Here is a 15,219-nt window from a genome sequence, read left to right as displayed (position 1 = left end):
GACCGTCGTGAAGGCGGTTTCCGTGGTGGCGACCGTGACGGTTCGCGTTCGGGTGCTCCGCGTGAGGGTGGCTTCCGTGGCGGCGACCGTGACGGTTCCCGGTCGAGCGCGCCTCGTGAGGGTGGCTTCCGCGGTGGTGACCGTCGTGAAGGCGGTTTCCGTGGTGGCGACCGTGACGGTTCGCGTTCGGGTGCTCCGCGTGAGGGTGGCTTCCGTGGCGGCGACCGTGACGGCTCGCGCTCCGGCGCGCCCCGTGAGGGTGGCTTCCGTGGCGGTGACCGTCGTGAAGGCGGCTTCCGTGGTGGCGACCGTGACGGCTCGCGCTCCGGCGCGCCTCGTGAAGGCGGCGGCTTCCGCGGTGGTGACCGTCGTGAAAGCGGCTATCAGGGTGGTGACCGCACCCGTTCCGGCCCGTCCCGTGAGGGCGGTTTCCGCGGCGGCGACCGCGAGGGCGGTTTCCGCGGTGGTGACCGTCGTGAGGGCGGCTTCCGCGGCGGCGACCGTGACGGTTCCCGGCCGAGTGCTCCGCGTGAGGGCGGCTACCGCGGCGGTGACCGCGAGGGCGGTTTCCGTGGCGGCGAGCGTCGCGAGGGTGGCTTCCGGCCCGGCGCGCCGCGTGAGGGCGGCGGTTTCCGCGGTGGCGACCGTGATGGTTCGCGTTCGGGTGCTCCGCGTGAGGGCGGCTTCCGTGGCGGCGACCGCGAGGGCGGTTTCCGTGGTGGTGACCGTCGTGAAGGCGGTTTCCGTGGCGGCGACCGTGATGGTTCGCGTTCGGGTGCTCCGCGTGAGGGCGGTTTCCGTGGCGGCGACCGTGAGGGCGGTTTCCGTGGCGGCGACCGCGAGGGCGGTTTCCGTGGCGGTGACCGTCGTGAAGGCGGTTTCCGTGGCGGCGACCGCGACGGCTCGCGTTCGGGTGCTCCCCGTGAGGGCGGCTTCCGTGGCGGCGACCGCGAGGGCGGTTTCCGCGGTGGCGACCGTCGTGAGGGCGGTGCGCCCCGTGAGGGTGGCGGTTTCCGTGGCGGTGACCGTCGTGAGGGCGGCTACCGCGGCGACCGTGACGGTTCGCGTTCGAGCGCTCCGCGTGAGGGCGGCTTCCGCGGCGGCGATCGCGACGGTTCGCGTTCGGGTGCTCCGCGTGAGGGCGGCTTCCGTGGTGGCGACCGTCGTGAAGGCGGCTACCGCGGCGACCGTGACGGTTCCCGGTCGAGCGCTCCGCGTGAGGGCGGCTTCCGGGGTGGTGACCGCGACGGTGCGCGTTCTGGCGCGCCTCGTGAGGGCGGCTTCCGGGGCGGCGACCGCGAGGGTGGCTTCCGGGGTGGTGACCGCGAAGGCGGCTTCCGCGGCGGTGACCGTCGTGAGGGCGGCTACCGCGGTGGCGACCGTGAGGGTGCTTCCCGGGCTGATGACCGGCCGCGTCGCGAGGGGGAGTTCCGCCGCGACGACCGCGGCGCGGCCTCCGAGTCGTTCGAGGGCGGGCGCAGTTCGGCCCCGGCGTTGCCGGACGAGATCGTCGCGACCGACCTGGACAAGGACGTTCGAGCTGAGCTGCTCTCGCTGAACAAGCCGGTCGCCGAGACGGTGGCCCGGCACCTGGTCGCCACCGGTCAGCTGATCGACGAGGACCCCGCCGAGGCGCTGGCGCACGCGCTGGCCGCCCGGCGGCTCGCGTCGCGCATCTCCGCCGTCCGTGAGGCGGTCGGCCTGGCCGCGTACCACGCGGGGGAGTGGCAGACGGCGATCGCCGAGCTGCGCACGTACCACCGGATGACCGGGTTGCAGAGTCACCTGGCCGTGCTCGCGGACTGCGAGCGCGCCCTGGGTCGGGCGGAGCGGGCTATCGACCTGTTCCGCGGCGCCGACCGGGAGAAGCTGGACCAGGCCGTCGCGATCGAGCTGCTGATCGTCGCCGCGGGCGCCCGGGGCGACCTCGGGCAGAAGGACGCCGCGGTGGCGATGCTCCAGGTCCCGGACCTCACGAGCGAAGCCACCGTGCCGTGGACCGCCCGGCTGCGCTACGCGTACGCCGACGCGCTGCTCGCGGTGGGCCGGCGCGAGGAGGCCCGCGAGTGGTTCTCCCGCGCCGCCGACGTGGACACCGAGGGCGAGACCGACGCCGCGGAGCGGCTGCTAGAGCTCGACGGTGTGGTCATCGAGGGTGACGACGAGGACGAACCGGCCGAGGACATCGCCGCTGGCCCGGGCACTCCCGGTGCGGTGCCGGCACGACCGGACACCGACCTGGCCGCTGGTGACGCCGACGAGGACGACGACGACGACCTCGACGACGAGGACGACGACGAAGACGACGACGACGAAGACGACGACGACGACGAAGACGAAGACGACGACGACGAAGACGACGACGAAGACGAAGACGACGACGACGACGAAGACGACGAAGACGACGACGACGACGAAGACGAAGACGACGACGACGAAGACGACGACGAAGACGAAGACGACGACGACGACGAAGACGACGACGACGACGACGACGAAGACGACCTCGACGACGACGAAGACGACGACGACGACGAAGACGACGAAGACGACGATCGCCAGCCGGGCGAGAGCGCCGAGGCGGACACCGCTGGCGACCGGGCAGTGGCGGCCGGCGACGGCGACGCGGTGAACACCGACGAGACTGCTCCGGCCCGGGGCGACGAGTCGGAGTCGACGCAGCGGTGAGCGCGGACGCCGGGGAGCGGCTGATCGACGGGTACACCCTGGTCGTCTTCGACCTGGACGGGGTGATCTACCTGATCGACCGGCCGATCCCCGGCGCCGTCGAGGCGGTGGCCCGGCTGCACGCCGAGGGACGGGCGGTGGCGTACGCCACCAACAACGCCTCGCGCCGGTCCAGCGACGTCGCCGACCTGCTGACCGGGATGGGTGTGCCGGCCCGGCCGGAGGAGGTTCTCACCTCCGCAGCGGCCTCGGCGGAGCTGCTGCGCGACCGGCTGCCGGCCGGCGCGCCGGTGCTGGTCGTCGGCGCTGAGGCGTTGCGCGCCGAGCTGCGCGCGGTCGGGCTGACCCCGGTCTCCCGGGCGGACGAGAAGCCGGCTGCGGTGGTTCAGGGCTACGGTCCGCAGGTCGGCTGGGCCGATCTGGCCGAGGCTTCGGTCGCCGTGCGGGCCGGCGCGATCTGGATCGCCACCAACACCGACCGGACCCTGCCCAGCGGCCGGGGACCGCTGCCGGGCAACGGCGCGCTGGTCGCCGCGCTGCGTACCGCGCTGGAGCGAGACCCGGACGTGGTGGTCGGCAAGCCGGAGTCGGCGCTGTTCGAGACCGCCGCCCGGCGCAGTGACGGCGGCCGGGCGCTGGTCGTCGGCGACCGGCTGGACACCGATATCGAGGGTGCCCGTCGTGCGGGGTTGGACAGCCTGCTCGTGCTCACCGGGGTCAGCGGCGTACCCGACCTGCTCGCCGCCGAGCCGAAGCGCCGTCCCACGTACGTGGCGCGGGACCTGGCGGGGCTCTTCGACCCGGCTGCGGCGGTGCGGGTCCCGGGTCCGGCGGACGCTGGTGGCTGGTCGGTGAGCGAGCACGACGGCACGCTGGAGTTGGGCGGCTCGGGTCGGGCACTGGATGCGCTGGCGGCGCTCTGCGCGGCGGCCTGGTCGGCCCCGACGCCTCCGCGGATCCGCCCGGCAGGTGACGACGCGGGCCGCGCGCTGGAGAGCTTCGGTCTGCCCACGGGCGGGTGACCCCGGCCCTGGTCGTCTGGGCGACCGGCGTCGGCCGTCGCCAGGTACCCGGCGGGGCCGGCGCTCGTCAGAGCAGCTTGCGCAGCTTCATCAGGTCGAAGGGGTTGGCCTTGATCGACACCCGGCGGGAGGCCACCGCGCCGGTGACGTCCAGGTCGCCGCGGACCAGGGCGAGCAGGTCGTCGCTGGACGTGCTCAGAGCGATCTTGGCTTTCGGGTCGTCGCCGTCGGTCAGCTCGATCAGCCGGCCGTCGCTGATCCGGCCGTGGAACGCGGTGTCCAGGTCGGTGATCCGGCAGGCGAGCGTCCGGTCCAGGTCGATCCGTTCGCGGACCGTATCGGCGTTGTGATCCAGCCGGGCGGCCAGCTCCTGCAATGCCTGTCGGCACTCGTCCACGCTGGCCACGTCTCCCCCTCGCTGATCGCCACGCCGTCCCCGGCACCGTACCGCACAGGACAGTCCGGGGTGCCCGGTAGCGTGACACCTGCACACCCCGCCCCGCGGAAGGACTCAGGCATGCAGGACGCGTGGCGCGCCTATCTCGAACTGGCCATGGGCCTGGCGGAGGCGCCCCGGAAGAAGGCCCAGGACGTGGCGCGTCGCCTCGTCGGCTCGGGCGGCGCGACCGCCGCCCAACTGCAGGCTCTTGGTGAGGAGCTGGTCACCACCGGCGCCGCCAACCGGGAGGCGCTGACCAAGCTTGTCCGCTTCGAGGTCGACCGGGCTCTCGGCGCGGTCGGCCTGGCCACCGCGGACGAGGTGGCCGAGCTGACCCGACGGGTGCGCGACCTGGAACGGCAGTTGCGCGAGGCGCGGGGCGCCGAGCCGGCCATCGCGCCGCCCGCCGCTCCCACCCCGCAGGCCGCGCCGCCGGACGCCGGTCTGGTGCCGTCGGACGGCCCAGCGGGCGCCCCGGTCTCCGCGCCGGTGGCCAAGAAGGCGGTCGCGAAGAAGGCCGTGGCGAAGAAGGCGGTGGCCAAGAAGGCCATCGCGAGAAAGCCACCGGCGACGATCAGCCGGACCACCGACGAGGCCCCGACGCCGTCGGACATGCCGGCCAAGAAGGCGGTCCGCAAGCGGCGGCCGGACGTCACCCCGTGAACGTCGCGCCGACCTGCCGGAGCCCCCGGTGACCGGCGACGGCCGCCCGGGCCCGCCGTCCGACGCCCGCCCGGGCCCGCCGCCGGGTATCCGGCCCGGTCCGCCGGCCAGCGGGGCGTTCGCCGCCCGGCCGAGCCCGCCGTACGGCGCCAGCCCGGGCCCGCAGCCGGACGTCGGGGACGACACGGCGCGGCACCCGGCCGTCGACGCCGCCGTGCAGGCGATGGCCAACGCGGCGACGCTCGCCCCGGCCGACCAGATCGCGCAGTACGAGGCGGCCTACGAGACGCTGCGGGAAACCCTCGCCACCATCGACCAGACCTGAGCGGGACCACCAGGCCTGAGCAGACCGGAGAAGCACCCATGGCACGTCGCAACCGGCTGGACGCCGAACTCGTCCGCCGCGGTCTGGCCCGTTCCCGCGAGCAGGCCGCCGCGCTGGTGGAGGCCGGCCGGGTCCAGCTGCGGGGGGTGCCCGCGCGGAAGGCCGCCGCGATGGTCGACCCCGCCGATCCGCTGCTGGTCACCGGCGCCAACCCGACCGAGGAGTACGTCTCCCGGGGCGGGCACAAGCTCGCCGGTGCGCTGGCCGTGTTCGCGCGCGGTGGGCTGAGCGTCGCCGGCAGGCGCTGCCTGGACGCCGGCGCGTCGACCGGTGGCTTCACCGACGTGCTGTTGCGCGCCGGGGCCGCGGAGGTGGTGGCCGTGGACGTCGGCTACGGGCAGCTCGCCTGGTCGCTGCGCACCGACGAGCGGGTCCGGGTCCTGGAACGCACCAATGTCCGTACGCTCGATCCTGACGCGATCGACGGGCCGGTCGACCTCACGGTGGCCGACCTGTCGTTCATCTCGCTGCGGCTGGTGCTGCCGGCGCTGGCCGCCTGCACCCGCGACGACGGCGACCTGGCGTTGATGGTGAAGCCCCAGTTCGAGGTGGGCAAGGAGCGGGTCGGCGCCGGTGGTGTGGTCCGCGATCCGGCGCTGCGCGCCGAGGCGGTGCTCGACGTGGCCACCGCGGCGGCGCAACTCGGCCTCGGCCTGGCCGACGTGGCGGCCAGCCCGCTGCCCGGGCCGAGCGGCAACGTGGAGTTCTTCGTATGGTTGCGCCGGGGCGCACCACCGGCCGACCCGGAGCGGGTGCGGACCGTGGTGGCAGCCGGGCCGGACGGCCCGACGACGGCCGGCGACGCGCCGGCCGCGGCGGCGGAGGAGGTCGCAGGGTGAACGCGTGCAGCAGCGAGGGCTCCGGCACGGCACGCGGGACACGCGGCCGCACCGGGGCAGTGGCAACGACGGCTGAGCGCCCGGACGCGGCCGAGCGGTCGGTCCGATGAACCGGACCGCGCTGCTGGTGACCCACACCGGCCGTCGGCGCAGCACCGAGCACGCCCGGGCGGTCGCCGCCGACCTGATCGCCGCGGGTTTCGAGGTCCGGGTGGTCGCCGAGGAGGCCGACGACCTCGACCTGCCCGGCGTGGTGCCGGTCGCCGGTCCGGAGGCCGCCGAGGGCGCCGAGATCGTCTTCGCGCTCGGTGGGGACGGCACCTTCCTGCGCGCGGCCGAGCTGGCCCGACCGGCGAAGGCGCCCCTGCTCGGCATCAACCTCGGCAAGGTGGGCTTCCTCGCCGAGGCCGAGATCGACGATCTGGACACGGCGGTCCGCGACGTCGTCGGGCGCAACTACACCGTTGACGAGCGGCTCACGCTCGACGTCACGGCCGAGTTCGACGGCGGCCCCACCATCGAGTCCTGGGCGCTCAACGAGATCAGCGTCGAGAAGGGCGAGCGGGCGCAGATGCTCGAGCTCCTCGTCGACGTGGACGGCCGGCCGCTGTCCCGCTACGGCTGCGACGGCGTGGTCTGTGCCACCCCCACCGGCTCCACCGCGTACGCGTTCTCCGGCGGCGGGCCGGTGGTCTGGCCGGAGGTGGAGGCGCTGCTGCTGGTGCCGATCAGCGCGCACGCGTTGTTCAGCCGTCCGCTGGTCACCGCCCCGACGTCCACCTTCGTGATCACCGTCGACCCGTTCACCACCCTCGCCGTGCTCTGCTGCGACGGCCGGCGGGTCTACGACCTGCCGCCCGGCGCCCGGGTCACGGTGCGTCGGGGCGCCCTGCCGGTACGCATCGTCCGGCTGCGGGCCCGCCCGTTCACCGACCGGCTGGTCGCCAAGTTCGGGCTGCCGGTGCACGGCTGGCGCGGCTCTCGTCGCTGACCCACCGCCGGCCGGCTCGGCACCGCCCTGGGCAGGGCCGACGGCACCCGGATGGTCGGCGGAAACCCGCCGGACACCCGATTGCCCCGCACCCGCCGCCCGATGTCCACCTGGCGACATGTCGCCGGTGCGGCGTGCCGCAGCTAGTGACCATTCGACGCGTTTCGTCGCAGACTCCGATCGGTTGATCTCCCTGAGATCGGCCCCCCCTGGAGTAGAGGAGCGCATCTCATGCACTGGCCCCCACGCTGGCTCAGCGCCGGCGCGGTCGGCGCGTTGGTGGTCGGACTCGCCGCACCGGCGTCCGCCGAACCGCCCGCCCGGCCCACCGGCCCGAGCCCGGGCACGTCCGCCCCGGGCACCGCGCCCGTCCGCATCACCCTCATCACCGGTGACCAGGTCGACCTGGTGCCGTCCGCGCCCGGCCGGGTCGCCGCCACCGTCCGCCCCGGCCCCGGCCGCGAGCGGATCACCTTCCACACCGTGGAGGCCGACGGCGGGCTGCGGGTGCTGCCCAGCGACGTCGTGCCGTACCTCTCCTCCGGGGTACTCGACCCCAACCTGTTCGACGTGCAGGAATTGGCCGCCGACGGGTACGGCGACGCCGCGCAGAGCGCGCTGCCGTTGATCGTGCGTTACCAGGAGCAGAGCGCCGGCCGGGTCCGGCCGCTCGCCGGTGCCACCGACGCCCGTGCGTTGGAGAGCATCAACGGCGCGGCGATGCGGGTCGGCAAGGGCGATCTTGGTGGCTTCTGGACGACGCTGCGTGGCGCGCCGCTGGCGCGTACCGCCGCGGGTTCGCCGGCCCGGCTGGGCGCCGGTGTCGCCCGGATCTGGCTGGACGGGAAGGTTCACCCGACGCTGGAGCACAGCGTGCCGCAGATCGGCGCCCCGACGGCCTGGGCGGCCGGCCGGGACGGCAGCGGCGTTCGGGTGGCGGTGCTCGACACCGGTGTCGACGCTACTCACCCCGACCTGGCTGGCCGGATCGCCGAGGAGCAGGACTTCTCCGGTAGCGGCAGCGCCCGGGACGGGCACGGCCACGGTACCCACGTGGCGGCCACGATCGCCGGCAGTGGAGCAGCCTCCGGCGGGCTGCGCAAGGGCGTCGCGCCCGGTGCGCGGCTGCTGATCGGCAAGGTGCTCGACGACGGCGGCTCCGGTTACGACTCGTCCATCATCGCCGGCATGGAGTGGGCTGCCCGCTCCGGCGCCAAGGTGGTCAGCATGAGCCTCGGCGGTTCCGCGACCGACGGCACCGACCCGATGAGCCAGGCGGTCAATGACCTGACCGCCGAGACCGGGGCGCTCTTCGTGATCGCCGCAGGCAACGAGGGCGCACCGCGTACCGTCGGCACGCCGGGAGCGGCCGCGGCGGCGCTCACCGTCGGCGCGGTGGACCGCGACGACAACCTCGCGGAGTTCTCCAGCCGCGGTCCGCGTCTCGGCGACAACGGACTGAAGCCGGAGATCACCGCGCCGGGCGTCGGCATCATCGCCGCCCGGGCCGCCGGCACCACCATGGGTACGCCGGTGGGCGACGCCTACACCCAGGCGTCGGGCACCTCGATGGCTACTCCGCACGTGGCCGGCGCGGCTGCGATCCTCGCCCAGGAACACCCCGACTGGGTCGCCGGGAAGCTCAAGGACGCGCTGGTCAGCACCACGAAGGCGAACCCGGAGCTGACGGTGTTCGAGCAGGGCGGCGGTCGGGTCGATGTGGCCCGGGCGCTCGGCCAGCGGGTGTACGGCACCGCCACCGCCGACTTCGGCCGGCTGAGCACCGGTGGCGTGGTGGCCGAGCGGTCCGTGACGTACACCAACAGCAGCGCGACCCCGCAGACCCTGCGGCTGGCCCTGGAGCTGCGCAACCTGGACAGCGGCACGGCCGAGCCCGACGGGGTCACCGGTGGTGGCGGTGAGGTGACCGTGCCGGCCGGCGGCAGCGTCGCCGTGCCGCTGCGCGCCGACCCGGCGAAGCTGGGCCGTGGCGTGCACAGCGGGTGGCTGGTGGCCATCGGCGCGGACGGCATCGTGGTGCGTACCGCCGTCGCGCTCACCCTCAGCGGCCCGGTGCACACCCTCACCATGAAGGTGCTGGACATGCAGGGTCAGCCGGGCGTGTCGCCGGTGTTGACCCTCTTCGGCGAGCAGCCCGAGTCCGACTACCTCGGCTGGAGCGGCGGCGAGACGCAGGTGCAGGTCGAGGAGGGCCCGTACCTGCTGGAGGCGCTGATCGAGCACGGCGCCCCGCTGGACGAGCAGATCACCCTGGTCACCGACCCGGAGCTGATGGTCGACCGGGACATGACGGTGATGCTCGACCCGCGGAAGGGCACTCCGGTGCGGATCGAGACGCCGAAGCCGGCCGAGCAGCGCGCGACGATCAGCTTCTACGAGCACCGGGTCTTCGGCAACGGCCGGCAGGTCGACCACGGTGTGATGACCTTCAGCACCATTCAGCAGGTCAACGTCACGCCGACCCGGCAGGTGCGCCAGGGCGAGTTTGAGTTCTCCTCGCGCTGGCAGCTGGTCGCACCGATGGTGGACGCCCGGATCAGCGGGGTGTCCGGTCCGCTGGACATCAACCTGATGGGCTACTCGCCGGCGCCCACCGACCGGCGGAAGCTGCCGCTGGTCTGGGCGGGCACCGGCACCGCGGCCGATCTGGCCCGGGTGCGCGGCGCTGCGGCGCTGCTCACCGAGAGCCCGGACGTCTCGGAGGAGGAGCAGATCGCGGCAGCTGCGGCGGCCGGTGCGAAGACGGTGCTCATCGTCCGGGCTGCGGACCGGAGCGCGTGGACGGTCTGGACCCCGCTGGGGGACCGGCTACCCGTACCCGCGCTGGCGGTGGCGTACGACGACGGGCAGCGGGTGATCGCGGCGGCGCGGAAGGGCCGGGCGACGCTGGACCTGACGTTGACCGTGGACAGCCCCTACCTGTACGACGTGTGGCAGGTCTCGAAGGGCCGGGTGCCGGAGCGGATCGTGCACACGGTCACCGCGAAGAACACCGCCGAGGTGACGGCCCGCTACGGCGACGTCGGTGGTTCGGAGTGGGCCACCGAGCAGCGGTTCAGCTGGCGTCCGTGGCAGGAGACCTCCTGGAACGACGACCAGCGGCTGGTGCGTACCGGCACCACCCGGCAGGAGTTCGTGAGCGCCGGGGACGCCTGGTGGCAGCACCGGGTCCTGCACAAGATGATGTTCTCGAACTGGGGGAAGCTCACCGGTGGTCTGACCCAGCAGCCCCGGCGGTACGCCGCCGACGACCGGGACACCGAGAGCTGGCACGCCCCGGTGATCCGGCCGGCCGTGCCGGCCAACGCCGGGCTGCCGGTGCCCAGCCGCACCGGTGACGTCCTGGACCTTCGGGTGCCCGAGTTCGTCGACGCCGACGGTCACTACAGCCCGGCCGGCGGCAGCGAGGAGTCGGACACCGTGCAGGCCCGGCTCAGCCGCGACGGGAAGCAGATCGCCGACCTCGCCGGTGGCTGGGCGCCGGTGCCCACCACCTCGGAGTCGGCCCGCTACCGGCTCGACCTGACCACGCAGCGGTCCTCGGACGAGTGGCGCTACGCCACCCGCACGGAGACGGCCTGGCAGTTCACCTCGGCCCGCCCGAGCGGGGACGCGGCTCGGCCGCTGTCGCTGCTGCAGGTGGACTACCGGGTCCCGGCCGACCTGCGCGGTGAGGTGGCCGGCCGTCGGCCGCACCAGCTCGGGTTGACGCTGCGCCAGCCGGCGGGTGTGTCGGCGCCGACCGGAACCAGCCTGAAGGTCGAGGTGTCGTTCGACGGCGGGCGCACCTGGCGGGCGGCGCCGGTGCGCGGATCGGGTACCCGGTTCACCGCCGAGGTGCCAACCGGGCAGGGCACGGTGTCGCTGCGGGTGCACGCCCGCGACCGGGCCGGTAACACCGTCGACCAGACCGTGGTCGACGCGTACGGGCTGCGCTGATCTGAGCGGGGTGGGGCGGCCGTGGGCCGTCCCACCCCGATCGGGTCCGACTCAGATCCAGCCCCGGCGGGCGACCTGGAAGGCCAGCCCGGGCCGGGTGTCCACGCCGGCGACGGCCATCAGGTCGGCGAGTCGCCGCTGCACGGTCCGCCGGCTCACCCCGAGCTGGGAGGCGATGGACTTGTCCGGTACGCCGGCCACGAACAGCGACAGCAGCCGCGCCTCGTCGGCGTCCGGCTGGTAGCCGTCGGCGTCGGCCCGCCGGCCGTCGGTCGGCGGTTCGGTGAGCGGGTCTTCCAGCCGTAGCCGGGTGGCCACCCGCCAGTGGCTCTCGAAGAGGGCGAGCAGCGCGTCGAGCAGTTGACTGCGGCCGATCACGGCGGCGCTCGGCTCGCCGCCGTCGCGGTCGGGTATCAGCGGGCAGATCGCGGTGCGAGCGTCCACGATGGCCAGTCGGACCGGCAGTCGGTCCAGGACCCGGGCCTGTTCGCCGGCGGCGACCCCCTTGGCCAGGTCGACCAGCGCGCCCGGTTCCAGCAGCATGTCCCGCTCGTAGATGGCCCGGTAGCTCACCCCGCGGGCCAGCGCGTCGAACTCCTCGACGTTCTCCGGCCCGGCCATGGCCAGGGGGTTCGCCCGGCAGAACCAGAGCACCTCGGTACGCGCCGAATTCTGCAGATCGCGCAGCCGATCCCGGAGCACCCGGGTGCCGGTGATCACCTCGACCAGGTGATCCACGTGGTGCCGACGCAGCCCGGACCGGTACTCCTCGGCCAGTTGGGTGACCCGCCGCCGGGCCGCCTCCAGGTCCTCCTGCCGGCGCAGCAACGCCGCGCCGAGGGCGACATCCGGGGCGGTCGGGCGCAGGGGAGCGTCCGGGTCGGTGTCGGTGGGCTGCACCAGGCCCTTGGTCCGCAGCGCCTCGACCTGGGCGACGACCTGCTCGCGCGGCCGGTGCAGCCGGTGTGCCAGCTCGTCGATTCGGGCCGTGGTGAGCTGGAGCAGGCAGCGGTAGAGCTCCTCCTCAGCCGGGGTCAGGCCGATCACGTCCAACACGGGGCAGAACTGTACGTCGGCCAGGTCGTGGCCGTACTGCGGCCCGTCTGCGGGCCGGTCGGCTGGTCAACTGTCGGGCCTCGCGTCTACTGTCGGGTGCTGTGCTGGAAGAGCTGCGCATCACCGGACTGGGCGTCATCGAGGACACCACGCTGCCGTTGACCGGCGGCATGAACGTCATCACCGGCGAGACCGGTGCGGGCAAGACGATGGTGGTTACTGGCCTCGGCCTGCTCTTCGGCGGCCGGGCCGACGCCGGGCGGGTTCGTGCCCAGCCTGGCCGGGCTGTGGTGGAGGGGCGGCTGCGTCTGGAGGGCCGCGTCGCGGACGCGGTGCACGCCCGGATCACCGATGCCGGCGGCGAGCCCGACGAGGACGGCTCGCTGCTGCTGAGCCGCACGGTGACGGTGGAGGGCCGGTCCCGCGCCCATCTCGGTGGCCGGAGCATGCCGGTGTCGATGCTCGGTGAGGTCGGCGAGCAGGCGGTGGCCGTGCACGGCCAGTCCGACCAGTTGCGGCTGCTGCGTCCGGCCGAGCAGCGGGCCGCGTTGGACCGCTTCGCCGGTCCGGCGCACGAGAAGCTGCTCGACGCGTTGCGTGAGGCGTACACCGGGTGGCGGCGGGTGGTCGACGACCTGGCCGACCGGCGGCGCAACGCCCGTGAGCGCAACCAGGAGGCTGACCTGCTGCGGCTCGGTCTCGACGAGATCACCCGGGTCGATCCGCAGCCCGGTGAGGATGACGAGCTGAAGACCGAGGCGCAGCGGCTGGAGCACGCCGAGGGGCTGCGCACGGCCGCGCAGGTGGCTCAGCAGTGCGTGGCGGGCGGCGCGGAGGCGGCCGACGAGACACCGGACGCGGCGGTGCTGCTCGGCACCGCCCGGCGCACCCTGGAGGCGCAGGCCGGCACCGATCCGGCGTTGGGTGAGCTGGCGGCCCGGCTGGAGGAGGCGGCCACCCTGGTCACCGACGTCTCCGCCGAGCTGTCGGCGTACCTGGCGACGCTCGACGCGGACCCGGCCAGGTTGCAGCACGTCTACGAGCGGCGTGCCGCGCTGCGCGCGCTGACCCGCAAGTACGCCGACGACGTCGACGGGGTGATCGCGTGGGCCGAGCGGGCCCGCACCCGACTGTCCGACCTGGACACCTCCGACGACCTGCTCGACGAGTTGGAGCGCGACGGTCAGCGGTTGGCCGGTGAGGTGGCCGACCTGGCCGGGCGGGTGTCGACCTCCCGACAGGAGGCGGCGGTCCGCTTCGCCGACCAGGTCACCGTCGAGCTGGCCGGGCTGGCCATGCCGCACGCCCGGATCGAGGTGGCGGTGCTGCCCCGCCCGGCGGGGCGGGCCGAGCCGGCCCTGTCGGTCAACGGCGTCGAGGTGGGTGTCGCCCCGGACGGCGGCGACGAGGTGGAGCTGCGGTTGCTGGCCCACCCGGGCGCGCCGTCGCTGCCGTTGCAGCGGGGTGCCTCCGGCGGTGAGCTGTCCCGGGTGATGCTCGCCATCGAGGTGGTCTTCGCTGGCTCGGGTGGCCCGCCCACGCTGGTGTTCGACGAGGTCGACGCGGGGGTCGGCGGTCAGGCGGCGGTGGAGATCGGCCGGCGGCTGGCCCGGTTGGCCCGCAGTCACCAGGTGCTGGTCGTCACCCACCTGCCGCAGGTTGCCGCGTTCGCCGACCGGCACCTGGTGGTGGCGAAGGACACCGGTGGCGCGGTGACCACCAGCGGGGTGCGGGTGGTGGAGGACACCGAACGGGCCCGGGAGCTGGCTCGGATGCTAGCTGGTTTACCCGATTCGGATCTGGGTATCGCCCACGCCGAGGAGCTTCTGGCCGTGGCGGCGAAGGAAAGGCGTCCGTGACGCCGCGTATTGTGATGGCAAGCACACCGGCGTGCGCCGACGTGTGCTTCCCTGGGTAGGCGGCCCTGCTCAGGCATGTCGCGACAGAAAAGCCTGCCCCACATGCCAGGATGGTCACGATGCGTCTACCCACGTTGCGCCGGCACCGGAACGCGGAGCCGGGCAGAGTCCTCGGCACCGCGCGCCTTGATCGCCGGACAAAACGCCTGGTCGGCCGGCTGCGCCCGGGTGACATCGCGGTCATCGACCACGTCGACCTGGATCGGGTGGCGGCCGATTCGTTGGTCGCCGTCGGGGTCGCGGCGGTGCTCAACGCCAAGCCGTCGGTCTCCGGCCGTTACCCCAACCTCGGCCCGGAGGTGCTGATCGCCGCCGGCATTCCGCTCCTGGACGACCTCGGGGAGGGCGTCTTCGAGCGGATCCGCGAGGGCGACCAGGTCCGGATCGAGGGCAACACGGTCTTCGCCGGGGACGAGCCGGTGGCGCACGGAAGCCTGCAGGACGCCGAGTCGGTCGCCAAGGCGATGGCCGACGCCCGGGAGGGGCTCTCGGTCCAGTTGGAGGCGTTCGCCGCCAACACCATGGACTACCTCCGCCAGGAGCGCGACCTGCTGCTCGACGGCGTGGGCGTGCCGGAGATCCAGACCCAGATGCAGGGCCGGCACTGCCTGATCGTGGTGCGCGGCTACGACTACAAGGCCGACCTGGACGTGCTGCGCCCGTACATCCGGGAGTTCAAGCCGGTGCTGATCGGCGTCGACGGCGGCGCGGACGCGCTGGTCGAGGCCGGCTACACCCCCGACATGATCATCGGGGACATGGATTCGGTCACCGACGACGTGCTGCGCTGCGGCGCCGAGGTGATCGTGCACGCCTACCCGGACGGGCGGGCGCCCGGCCTGCCCCGGGTCAACGGCCTCGGCGTCCCGGCTGTGACCTTCCCGGCCGCGGCGACCAGCGAGGACCTGGCCATGCTGCTGGCCGACGAGAAGGGCGCCTCGCTGCTGGTCGCGGTCGGCACCCACGCCACGCTGGTCGAATTCCTGGACAAGGGTCGCGGCGGAATGGCCTCGACGTTCCTGACCCGGCTGAAGGTCGGCGGCAAGCTGGTCGACGCCAAGGGCGTGAGCCGGCTCTACCGGCAGAGCATCTCCGGTTCGTCGCTGCTGCTGCTGGTGCTCTCGGCGATCGCGGCGATGGCTTCGGCGGTGGCCGTCTCCACCGTCGGAAAGGCGTACTTGGGCGTGGCCGCCGAGTGGTGGGACAATTTCGTGTTCCAGCTGTACCGGCTTTTCTAGTTCCCGACCGATCAAGAGG

Annotated in this window: 11 protein-coding genes and 1 pseudogene; 9 read left to right on the top strand and 3 right to left on the bottom strand. The window is 73.7% G+C overall.

The window, feature by feature from the left end:
• Nucleotides 1-1,716: hypothetical protein (locus ABZV00_RS32950; protein ID WP_355613476.1), on the bottom strand; the 1,716-nt coding region annotated here is incomplete at its 3' end.
• Here ABZV00_RS32950 and ABZV00_RS32945 point away from each other — a divergent pair.
• Both ABZV00_RS32945 and ABZV00_RS32940 read left to right on the top strand, forming a co-directional pair.
• Nucleotides 1,609-2,241, top strand: a pseudogene (locus ABZV00_RS32945) (hypothetical protein); the annotation flags it as partial. The gene ABZV00_RS32950 and the pseudogene ABZV00_RS32945 overlap by 108 nt on opposite strands.
• A 443-nt stretch (nt 2,242-2,684) precedes the next feature.
• Nucleotides 2,685-3,710, top strand: a complete 1,026-nt coding sequence (locus ABZV00_RS32940; protein ID WP_355613470.1) for an HAD-IIA family hydrolase — start codon at nt 2,685-2,687, stop codon at nt 3,708-3,710.
• Nucleotides 3,711-3,777: 67 nt separating this feature from the next.
• On the opposite strand, the gene ABZV00_RS32935 is transcribed toward ABZV00_RS32940, so the two are convergent.
• Nucleotides 3,778-4,116: an SCP2 sterol-binding domain-containing protein gene (locus ABZV00_RS32935; protein ID WP_355613468.1), complete on the bottom strand. Its 339-nt coding sequence runs from the start codon at nt 4,114-4,116 to the stop codon at nt 3,778-3,780.
• 111 nt (nt 4,117-4,227) lie between these two features.
• On the opposite strand from ABZV00_RS32935, the gene ABZV00_RS32930 reads away from it, so the two are divergent.
• The 5 genes from ABZV00_RS32930 to ABZV00_RS32910 all read left to right on the top strand — a co-directional run bounded on the left by ABZV00_RS32930 (nt 4,228) and on the right by ABZV00_RS32910 (nt 10,987).
• On the top strand, nt 4,228-4,812 hold the full coding sequence (locus ABZV00_RS32930; RefSeq protein ID WP_355613466.1) for a hypothetical protein: 585 nt from the start codon (nt 4,228-4,230) through the stop codon (nt 4,810-4,812).
• Nucleotides 4,813-4,840: 28 nt separating this feature from the next.
• Nucleotides 4,841-5,137, top strand: coding sequence for a hypothetical protein (locus tag ABZV00_RS32925; RefSeq protein ID WP_355613465.1), 297 nt, complete (start codon nt 4,841-4,843; stop codon nt 5,135-5,137).
• A gap of 38 nt (nt 5,138-5,175) precedes the next feature.
• Nucleotides 5,176-6,036 carry a TlyA family RNA methyltransferase gene (locus tag ABZV00_RS32920; RefSeq protein ID WP_355613463.1) on the top strand — a complete coding sequence of 287 codons (861 nt, stop codon included), beginning with the start codon at nt 5,176-5,178 and terminating at the stop codon, nt 6,034-6,036.
• A 106-nt stretch (nt 6,037-6,142) separates the two neighbouring features.
• The gene (locus ABZV00_RS32915; protein ID WP_355613461.1) at nt 6,143-7,027 is read left to right on the top strand and encodes an NAD kinase; all 885 of its coding nucleotides are present in this window, start codon (nt 6,143-6,145) and stop codon (nt 7,025-7,027) included.
• 231 nt (nt 7,028-7,258) lie between these two features.
• The gene (locus tag ABZV00_RS32910) at nt 7,259-10,987 is read left to right on the top strand and encodes a S8 family serine peptidase (protein ID WP_355613459.1); all 3,729 of its coding nucleotides are present in this window, start codon (nt 7,259-7,261) and stop codon (nt 10,985-10,987) included.
• Nucleotides 10,988-11,038: 51 nt separating this feature from the next.
• On the opposite strand, the gene ABZV00_RS32905 is transcribed toward ABZV00_RS32910, so the two are convergent.
• Complete coding sequence (locus tag ABZV00_RS32905) at nt 11,039-12,043, bottom strand: helix-turn-helix domain-containing protein (RefSeq protein ID WP_355613457.1); 1,005 nt, start codon at nt 12,041-12,043, stop codon at nt 11,039-11,041.
• Between the two features lie 101 nt (nt 12,044-12,144).
• On the opposite strand from ABZV00_RS32905, the gene recN reads away from it, so the two are divergent.
• Both recN and steA read left to right on the top strand, forming a co-directional pair.
• Complete coding sequence (gene recN, locus ABZV00_RS32900; RefSeq protein WP_328414239.1) at nt 12,145-13,902, top strand: DNA repair protein RecN; 1,758 nt, start codon at nt 12,145-12,147, stop codon at nt 13,900-13,902.
• A gap of 119 nt (nt 13,903-14,021) precedes the next feature.
• Entirely contained in the window at nt 14,022-15,200 is a 1,179-nt protein-coding gene (steA, locus tag ABZV00_RS32895; protein WP_355613455.1) for a putative cytokinetic ring protein SteA, read from the top strand.
• Nucleotides 15,201-15,219 lie beyond the last annotated feature (19 nt).

Origin of the sequence: Micromonospora sp. NPDC005173 (genome assembly GCF_040608515.1) — a bacterium.
Classification (GTDB): domain Bacteria; phylum Actinomycetota; class Actinomycetes; order Mycobacteriales; family Micromonosporaceae; genus Micromonospora.
The sequence above is the reverse complement of the archived record's forward strand: the minus strand, read 5'-3'. Positions and strand labels throughout refer to the sequence as shown.

Excerpts from the sequence above, each read along its gene's own strand:
- ABZV00_RS32920 (WP_355613463.1), top strand. The coding sequence starts at position 5,176 with ATGGCACGTCGCAACCGGCTGGACGCCGAACTCGTCCGCCGCGGTCTG.
- ABZV00_RS32910 (WP_355613459.1), top strand. The coding sequence starts at position 7,259 with ATGCACTGGCCCCCACGCTGGCTCAGCGCCGGCGCGGTCGGCGCGTTG.
- ABZV00_RS32930 (WP_355613466.1), top strand. The coding sequence starts at position 4,228 with ATGCAGGACGCGTGGCGCGCCTATCTCGAACTGGCCATGGGCCTGGCG.
- ABZV00_RS32915 (WP_355613461.1), top strand. The coding sequence starts at position 6,143 with ATGAACCGGACCGCGCTGCTGGTGACCCACACCGGCCGTCGGCGCAGC.
- steA (WP_355613455.1), top strand. The coding sequence starts at position 14,022 with ATGCGTCTACCCACGTTGCGCCGGCACCGGAACGCGGAGCCGGGCAGA.